Genomic DNA, 8,834 nt, shown 5'->3' with positions numbered 1-8,834 from the left:
ACACCCGCACCGACACCAGCAGCTACTCCAACACCCGCACCGACACCAGCAGCTACTCCAACACCCGCACCGACACCAGCAGCTACTCCAACACCCGCACCGACACCGACTCCAGCGCCCGCACCCACACCCCCACCGCAACTCCCACCGCGTTTACCCCTCGCACCTTCCCCAATTCCCGAAAGCTCGATCGCACCTGCCCCAACTCCCGAAAGCTCGATCGCACCTTTCCCAATTCCCCAAATATTTATCGCACCTGCCCCAATTCCCGAAACTTCGATCGCACCTTCGGCAACACCCGATCCGATACCTGGTTTTCCCATCGACTTCCAACTACCTGAGTTGCCGGATTCATTCGTACTCCCACCCCGCGCGCGCCCCACGCAGCCCTCAACTCCCACAACCCCAAACGCTGCTGCCCGCATAGCTTCGAGGCCTACCCTTCCCTCTGTTTCCCAAATCACCTCCTCCCTCGCCTCTCAACCTGCGATCGCCCTTCAACCTTCAAACGCGCCAAATCCCGCGCCCACAGCCCCTCTTGCCTCCGTAACCCAGCCGTTAACTCCAATTCAGCCAGCACCTGCAAGTGCGATCGTACCCGCGCCTACAAGTGCGATCGTACCCGCACCCGCTGTCAGCCCAAGCCAAACTCCCCAACAGGAGTTAGCTTTTTTAATTGGCGATTTATTGGGAGCTCAAACCTCGATCGACCAAAATGCTGAAACTGGAAATACCCAATTAGATTGGAAGCGTAACAACGAAACAATTATCTCCCTAGAACTTCCTTACAGCCCGTCAGTTAATACGATGGCCGGAGCCGAAGCAAATAACCTAATTTCCACACAGACATCTACTGACAATTTAACTGTTTCTGTCGCAGAAACTCCGCCGGAAATCATCGAGCAAACTCCTAGTTTACCGATTGCTAATTCTGAACCCTTTGATGTCAATCTTTCTGATATTTGGGAGAGAATAGCTGCAATAAATACAGCGCCAGTTCAAGATTCACCTACTATTACTCCAGCGCCCGCACCAACTCCAATTCCCGCACCAACTCTAATTCCCGCACCAACTCCAGCGCCCGCACCAACTCCAGCACCCGTACCAACTCCAGCGCCCGCACCAACTCCAGCACCCGTACCAACTCCGATCGCAGAAAATCCCGCACCTGCAGATATCCCAAATATCTTTCCGTCACAAATTAGCAGGTCGCTCATCGAACAAACTTTAGACCAAGGTAATGCTAATGATGCTGTTGCTCTAATTGACCAACTCTTTGAACAAGACTACGAAAATTATTATGGGGAAAATTTCACGGATAAAAAAATTAACGTTCAATATCTGAGAGAAACTCTGAAAACAATTAAGGAAGAAACCGGGAAGCAAGCTGTAATTGTTTACGCGATCGTCCGTCTCGAAGAATTATCCCTAGTGTTAGTAGTTCCCGACGGCCCTCCGATTCTCAGAAATATTCCTGTCAGTAGCGCAGATTTGCTGGAAGAAGTGGCAGAATTTCATCGATATCTTGGTAAATCAAAGGATTTGCAAAGTGAAGAATATTTGCCAATATCTAAGCAACTTTACCAGTGGTTAATTGCGCCGATTAGTTCAAATTTAGAAGCATTAAATATAGATACGCTAGTGTTTTCCTTTGATGCCGGTTTGCGCCAACTGCCGCTAGCAGCTTTGCACGACGGCAAGCAATTTCTAGTAGAAAAGTACAGTGTAGGCTCACTTCCCAGTGTCAGCCTGAGTAACACAAAGTATCAAAGTTTGAAAAACGCTCAAGTTTTAGCGATGGGTGCTTCCAAATTTCCACACACTGATAAAGATCCTTTGCCGGCAGTGCCGATCGAATTATCTGCGATCGCCGATACCAGAAGCGACAGGAAAAATCAAGCGGGATTGAGCACAAATGAAAGTTTTCTCAATCCTGCAGCCGAATTGCCCTTGTGGCGGGGGCGCTCTTTTCTCAACGAAAACTTTACCCTAGACAATCTCAGCAAACAGCGGCAGCAACAGGCATTTGACATTGTTCACTTTGCTACTCACGCTAGCTTTCCGCAAAATCAAAACGGACGCAAGGAAGCTGAGATTGATTTGTGGGATCGCTCTTTGGCGCTGGATGAATTTAGGTTGGCGAAGTGGTACGATCGCCGACAAGTAGAATTATTAGTGCTGAGTGCCTGCGAAACGGCGATCGGTGACAGTACAGCAGCAGAAATGGGTTTTGCTGGACTGGCCGTCCGCAGCGGTGTCAAATCAGCGCTAGCGAGTTTGTGGAAAGTTAATGATATCGGCACTTTGGGGCTGATGACTGAGTTTTATGGCAATTTGCGATCGGCCCCAATTAAAGCTGAAGCACTCAGAAAAGCTCAACTGGCAATGATCCACAAACAAATTGTAGTAAAAGACGGTCAATTGCGGGGAACTCAAGGCGCGATCGACATTAATCAAGCCACACAAGTAGCAAATGCAGATTTCTCTCACCCGAACTTTTGGGCCGGATTCACAATAATTGGCAGTCCTTGGTAATTATACCATTTTAGATTTTACATTTTAGAATTGGGAATGACTGATGATGTATGGGTTTGGAGCACTGGTCTACACTTTGATTATTTTTTTACTGGTGTTATATCATATCCGGTGGATTACCCCTAATACGGTAGGGGCCCGTGAGCCAACAATACCTGCCAATAATTGACAATCTCAAAAACCCGCCCTTTTAATCGCGGTCACTGGATGGGACATGATATTAATCGGAGATTTGATAAGCTGTTGGGCATTTAAGTTGTATGTGGGCGGGCGAGACGCCCAACCCCTACTCCCCACAATAATTTCATCAAAGTTGAGTGTAAAATTTAGCTGCACCTGGACTTATTTACCCAGACTTCTGTTGACACCAATGCCCTTCGTGCACACCCCACATTGACTGGCGGCCTTTTGCAAAAAGTAAATGTATCCCTGACTACTATCTTTTTATGTCATAAATTTGCTATGAAGAGGACAACTCAACTCTAGTGGAGCAAAACCAGTGGGCAATTTTGATAAAATATTCAATTCAGAAGACCAATCCGAAGCAAGCTTGACTTTAGAAGAATCCGTAGCAGCGGTAGCACTTGTCGCAGCAGAGGCAAATTCCCCTGATACGGATGCTGATATCTTAGAAAGCATACTTTGGGAATCAGAAATATTTGCTGAATACTCGGAAGATGATATGTCAGCAATGTTTCAAAGACTCGCCGGTATTGTTGCCCAAGACGGTTTAGGAGCATTATTTAATACTGCTTGGGAATCCCTGCCCGATGAGTTAGTGTTGGATACTTTTGCCATAACCGCAGCAATGTTTGTCGCAGATGGCGAAATAGCTCAGAAGCACCAGGCTTTTCTTCAGAAATTCCAGCAAGCATTAGGTGTGGAAGACGAGGAAGCTGCAGAAATTATTGAGGATGTAACTGCTGCTTACTCGGAAGTAGAGGGCGAAGAGTCTGATTTCGATGCGGCATGGTACGTATCTCCTGAAGGCAATTTTAGCGTTCCCATTCCAGTTGACGAGGAACGAGGCGGTAAAATTGATGAGCAAGAAAGCTGTGTCGCATTTTCTGACGACTTTGGCGTTTTGCTGAAAATTGATTATTTCCCTGTTGTTGGTGAAGTGGAAGAAACAATCGAGTCGGTTGGCGAGGAAGGTTATCTCAAGTCTTTTCTCGACAATTTTGTTTCTCAGGCAATTCTTGCTAATGTTCCCAATTCTAAGTTACTCCACGCGGAATATTTAGAAGATGAAGAAGCTTATTTCGTGGTTGTCGATTTGCCTGCGGGTGCAACTATCAGCGTGCAAGAAAACGATGGCCCTCTGACTCGGTTGGATGCTTACCGAGGACTTATGGCTTTTATTGCTGACGATTTTTGCTACACGGTAAGCTGTCAGCGAGTTTATCAGGAGGGGAATGAATTGGGTTCCCTGGAGTCTGAAGTTGAGGGAATTATGAACAAGATTTTTGAGTTTATTGAGACAATCGAATTCGGGCCGATGGAATAAGCAGGAATTATTTAGGGGGGCTAAAAACCAGGTTTCTTTCTAAATGTTTCGCTGCTCAACCCTATATTTTCAGAGAAACCGGGTTTTTTGCCAACCATTCTCAGGATATTACATCGTGTCCGGTCGATCGACCAAAATCAAAATCTTTATAGGGAGGAATTAAATCCTCACTACTTGCGCGATCGTGGTTATTTTACCGCACTGCGCTAGATATTAGAAATAAGAATTAAATAACCTGCAATGCGTGATTATTCTTGTGGGATGGGCGTCTCGCCCGTCTATAAAGGACGGGCGAGACCCCCATCCCACAGGCTTATGCAAATTATTTAATTCACGATCCTTAGAGGTTTTTAAAATAAAATTGTGCGATCGACAACAGGCTTTTTTGACCGATTCTCGATCGCACTTCCAGATACATTCAGTCAACCAAAGTCGAGAGGCAGCAGCAATTAGCCGCCATTTGCGACTAATTAGTAGTCTGAGCTTCCACCAATCTTTGCTTGAGTTCTTCCAGAGCACTCGCCCAGCGCGGATCTGGCTGCACTGAGCCGGAATCAGCGCTCGACACCGTTGCTGCTGACTGATTGCGGCGAGACTTGTTGTTGTCACCCCGACGGCGATTGCTTTTGCTGGAACCGCCTCCACCTTGACTAGGGGGAGCCGAGCGCTGCTGTTGCTGCGGCGCAGGGACAGGCAGCGACGGCGACGACGATGCCGACACCAACTGCGGTGACTGCGGCGACGACTGCTGCTGATCTTCATCGCCCTTTTCAGATTTACCCTTAGAGCGGGGCAATGCCTTCTCTATTTTCAGCGGGTTTTCTTTGAACATCAAGCCGTTATATTTCTCAATAACTTGGTCGGCTTGTTCGTCGGTTAGCACCGTCACAAAACCAAATCCTCGGCATTTACCAGTTTTGCGGTCTGTAATTACCTTGGTGGTAACAGATTCGCCCTCCGGTGCAAAAACTTCTTGCAATTCTTGGCGATCGAGTTCCTTGGGTAGATTGCCAACATAAAGACGAATAGACATGAAAAATTCCTCCCGACTTGGATTTTAATTAATTTGCTCGAACAGAATTACCTGAAGTCAACTGAATATTGACTTCAGGCAAACACCACATAACCGGAGAATTGGCGCATTCCTCCCACCAACCTTGACAGCTCCCCCCACCTTTTAGAACAAAAAGATGATTTACTCTGATAAGGCCGGAACTTAACCGCCGATGCAGAGAGCTTTTAAATCTCAGGTTGTTGTGTAAACTTTTAGTCATCACTCAAATGTTTAGGCTATTGGCTATTCTGTATTACTTGCTTCCGGTTTTGATTCAGAATGTTTATAGCCAGCGCCGTCTAGAAATTTATGTCCAAGGATGTCAATTGTAAGCGATCGGAATGCCAGTATTCAGTTTAATACAGTGATGGATAAAATGGCTAACATTTTTTCAGCCAGTAATCTTACCTCGATCCTAATCTCGCTCCTAATGCTGAGAACTACTCACTTACCTGCTATCCCTTAAATCAGGCCCGGCAGAGTCCGAGCATTCTTTAAAGGTATCACAGCCTTGGTAACAGAGCTAGTTATTTAGGAAGATTTCAGTCTGAATTTAACGGAAACCACATCTGAATCACTTTTGAGAATTCATCCCGCACAGCAAAAATAGCGATCGAAAAAAAACAGCCGACAAGCGGCTGGCTGTACTTGCTGTGTTGGGATGTTGACAATTTTTACGCAATGCCTTAAGGGATTTTAGCCAACTGAAGTTATCGCGCTATTTGGTTCAATCCAATTTATGTAAACTAATGTAACAGACTGCGGGCAAAAAAGCAACTTTTCTTTACGAAGGAAGTTCGGCAACGGATTTTGTAACGGATGTAACGGATGTAACGGATGTAACGGATAGACTGTAGGGTGCGTAGGGAGCAACTCCAGAATCCGATCGCCCATCCGCTGTTTAACTCAAAACCGATCGAGGCTGCCCGTTGAGACCGATTCACCTGAGAAGTGGCACCATTCTCAATAAGCTTTTTATGAACAGGCTTTTCGGCCTGTTCCACAAGAAAATTCACTCTTTGTGGAACAGGCCGAAAAGCCTGTTCCTGAGAATGGTGCAAGATGTGAGATTCACCCCACAATCCGACAATTATTCCTCATCTTGGGCCCTGGATAATAATGTATGCGCCCCAAAAAGCAGCAGCAAAAGCCAAAATCGCAGACCAAATCGGATGTCCGCTGTCACTAACCCTCCCTCCTTGACTGCGGAGACTTTCAAGGTCGATCGCCACAGTAGCACCCCGACGCAGCCAACCAGTCGCCACAACAGATGTTCCGATCAAATCGCTAGGGCGAGTAGTCTCTTTGAACAAAAATGGCCACAAAGAGCCAATGTAGCCAAACCTCGAAACATAGTGCAACCTCACCAAACCCGTCGCCGTTTGCAAAATCAAATCTTGTCCCAGCCAATTACTCATACCCGATCGACCCAAAAGTTGCCCTTCCAGCCGCACCGGTTCAGCATCCAGCGGCAAACTCTCGGGATTTGACAAAATTTCCGGCAAACTCGGCGAAGCGGTTTCTCGCGGTATAATATCCGGGAAAAAATAATTGATCCGCATCAAAGTACCGATGCTAAATCCGATCGGCAAACAGCCCCAAAGAATTGATCGATCGCCCCAAAGCCAATCCAACTGCCAAATACTCGTCCTCGAAAAAATCCCCCCAATCAGCCACAGCACCCCGACTATCGCCAAACTCATCGGAATCCCAAAAAACGGCGCACCCTGTAAAAATAGTTTTGAGTCTTTAAATTCGAGTATTGACTTAAACAGAGACAATTTTCCTTTCCTGGGTTGTTCTTCCACTCCCGCGTTTGCCAAATCTAACTCTGTCTCCACTTGCCAGAATTGAGCATAAAGAGCCAACAGCTTCAAACGCTCTCCCAGCAAAGGATGCGCGCGGTTAACCGTCAACCAATTGCGCTCACGATTGCTGACATCCCACAGCAAAATCTGTTCCAGCGACGCGTGTAATGCAGCAGAACCAAGGCTTACAGCTTGTCCAACACCTACGGGTAACAATAGATCGAAACTTTCGAGGAAAAAGCTAGTTTGTTTTTGCTGTTCGATATTAGCAGCCATGCCGATCGCAATTTTAGCCACTGCCCGCGTCAAACCGTTAGGATTGCCCGTAATTTCCGCAGCAGTGCGATCGCTAAAATACACTCTGCGGCGCGACACCCACAACATCGGCCAGCGCAACAACTTATAAATCCCATAACTCGTAGCAGAAATTGCAGCGGCCACAAATTTAACAGCAGAACGCAAAAACTCGATCGTCATTAAATCACACAACCGCTCTTGCCAGTGCGCCACCAGCCAATAAATCAAGTAAGGAATCTGAATCACCAGCAGCGCCAGCGACATCGGCGCAAAATCCCAGTGAGAGATATGGCCCAACTCCCGCGCGAAAATAGTAGCAATTTCCTCATCCGTCAATTGTTCCAACAGCCCCCGACTCACAGCAATCCGAGCAAAACGGGGCAAACCGCCGTAACTGAAAGCTACAGGAACATTCAGCGGCAAGAGTTTCAGCACCGGCGTCGGCATATTTTGCTTGGTACAAAAGCTTCGCAGTACCCGACTAGCTTCCTTGCTGTGCTTGGATAAAACTGACCCGCGCAGGGTTTCGATGCCGCAAAACAGTTTCAGCAGCGTGTCTATCAGCCACGGAGACGAGGCCAAAAGCAATCCAAAAACCATCTGAACAAACGGAGTTGGATCGCGGTAAAAAAGCTGAATCGGCGTGAAAATAGGCAGTCTACTGAATATGTAAAGCTGAACCAACAGAGAATTAGTGTTTGTCAGCAGGAATTGCAGGACAAACCGGGCTAGGAAAAATAGGGCGATCGCACTTGCAACGGCTTGTATCCGAAACTCCAGCAACTTCAGCGGTTTGAGCGGGCGCGGGCTTTTGGCGCGCCCGGTGTCGCGCCAAGTGAGTTGGTAAGTATCTGGGCTGGCGACTCCGGGGATATCTGTTGGGGAACCGGAACTATTTTCGCCGCTAATTTCTGCGGTATCGGGTGCGGTTTCTGTCGAGTTTTCCGGTTCGGAAGTCTGGCCTGTGGGGGGTGGAGGTGGCGGGTAAATATGTTGCGATTTGGCGTTTCCAGACCCTACAGTCGGCTCTAAAGGTAAAAATCCTGTTTTTTTATCTGCGGTCGGTCGTAGCGAAGCGGGGCGTAAGCCATCGCCCCCAATCGATTTTTTCGGTGATTTTGTTCCGGCATCAAAGGCGACAAAGCCTGTTTCGGGGGGAGTTTCTGCGGATTTTGGTTTATTTTCCGGTGGTTTTGGGGGGCGAGGGGGGGTTAATTCTGTTAAAGCGCGATCGGCCCAAGTTTTGACTTGAGGGTTGGGACTTTTGGCGAGGGAAGAGCACAGGGCGATCGCCTTTTTGACATTACCGGTGGCTTTGTACGCAGCCACTAACCCCATCTGCGCGCGGATTCCCGACGGCTGATTGGCGGCGGTTTGGGTAACGGATTCTAAAAGGGCGATCGCACTTTTGTAATCTTTTTGTTTCAAAGCGGCTAACCCAGCCTCTAGAGACTGTTTTGCAGATGAATCCGCCGGATTTGGATTAGTGGGAGGTGCCATGACTGTGCTTTCGCTAGCGTCCTTTCTAAGATAGCTTGGCTGGTCGATCGATTACGGTTTTAACTCACATCTTGTACCATTGTCAGCAACAGGCAAGATGCCTGTTCCACAAAAGATAAATTTTCTTCTTGTG

4 protein-coding genes are annotated in these 8,834 nt (G+C 47.5%); 2 read left to right on the top strand and 2 right to left on the bottom strand.

The genetic code is table 11. From position 1 onward, the window contains the following. Both QUB24_RS05920 and QUB24_RS05915 read left to right on the top strand, forming a co-directional pair. A partial coding sequence (locus QUB24_RS05920; protein WP_333151591.1) for a CHAT domain-containing protein occupies positions 1-2,535 on the top strand: 2,535 nt, incomplete at its 5' end. A 499-nt stretch (positions 2,536-3,034) separates the two neighbouring features. Further along, complete coding sequence (locus tag QUB24_RS05915; RefSeq protein ID WP_333151589.1) at positions 3,035-4,042, top strand: tellurite resistance TerB family protein; 1,008 nt, start codon at positions 3,035-3,037, stop codon at positions 4,040-4,042. Between the two features lie 466 nt (positions 4,043-4,508). On the opposite strand, the gene QUB24_RS05910 is transcribed toward QUB24_RS05915, so the two are convergent. Beyond that, positions 4,509-5,075: an RNA-binding protein gene (locus tag QUB24_RS05910; RefSeq protein ID WP_333151587.1), complete on the bottom strand. Its 567-nt coding sequence runs from the start codon at positions 5,073-5,075 to the stop codon at positions 4,509-4,511. A 1,118-nt stretch (positions 5,076-6,193) separates the two neighbouring features. Beyond that, positions 6,194-8,701 (bottom strand): zinc metalloprotease HtpX, encoded by a 2,508-nt coding sequence (locus tag QUB24_RS05905; protein WP_333151585.1) that lies wholly within the window; start codon positions 8,699-8,701, stop codon positions 6,194-6,196. Positions 8,702-8,834: the final 133 nt, after the last annotated feature.

Origin of the sequence: Microcoleus sp. B9-D4 (genome assembly GCF_036705105.1) — a bacterium.
GTDB lineage: Bacteria > Cyanobacteriota > Cyanobacteriia > Cyanobacteriales > Microcoleaceae > Microcoleus.
This window is presented reverse-complemented; position numbering and strand designations above follow the sequence as displayed.

Excerpts from the sequence above, each read along its gene's own strand:
- QUB24_RS05910 (WP_333151587.1), bottom strand. The coding sequence starts at position 5,075 with ATGTCTATTCGTCTTTATGTTGGCAATCTACCCAAGGAACTCGATCGC.
- QUB24_RS05905 (WP_333151585.1), bottom strand. The coding sequence starts at position 8,701 with ATGGCACCTCCCACTAATCCAAATCCGGCGGATTCATCTGCAAAACAG.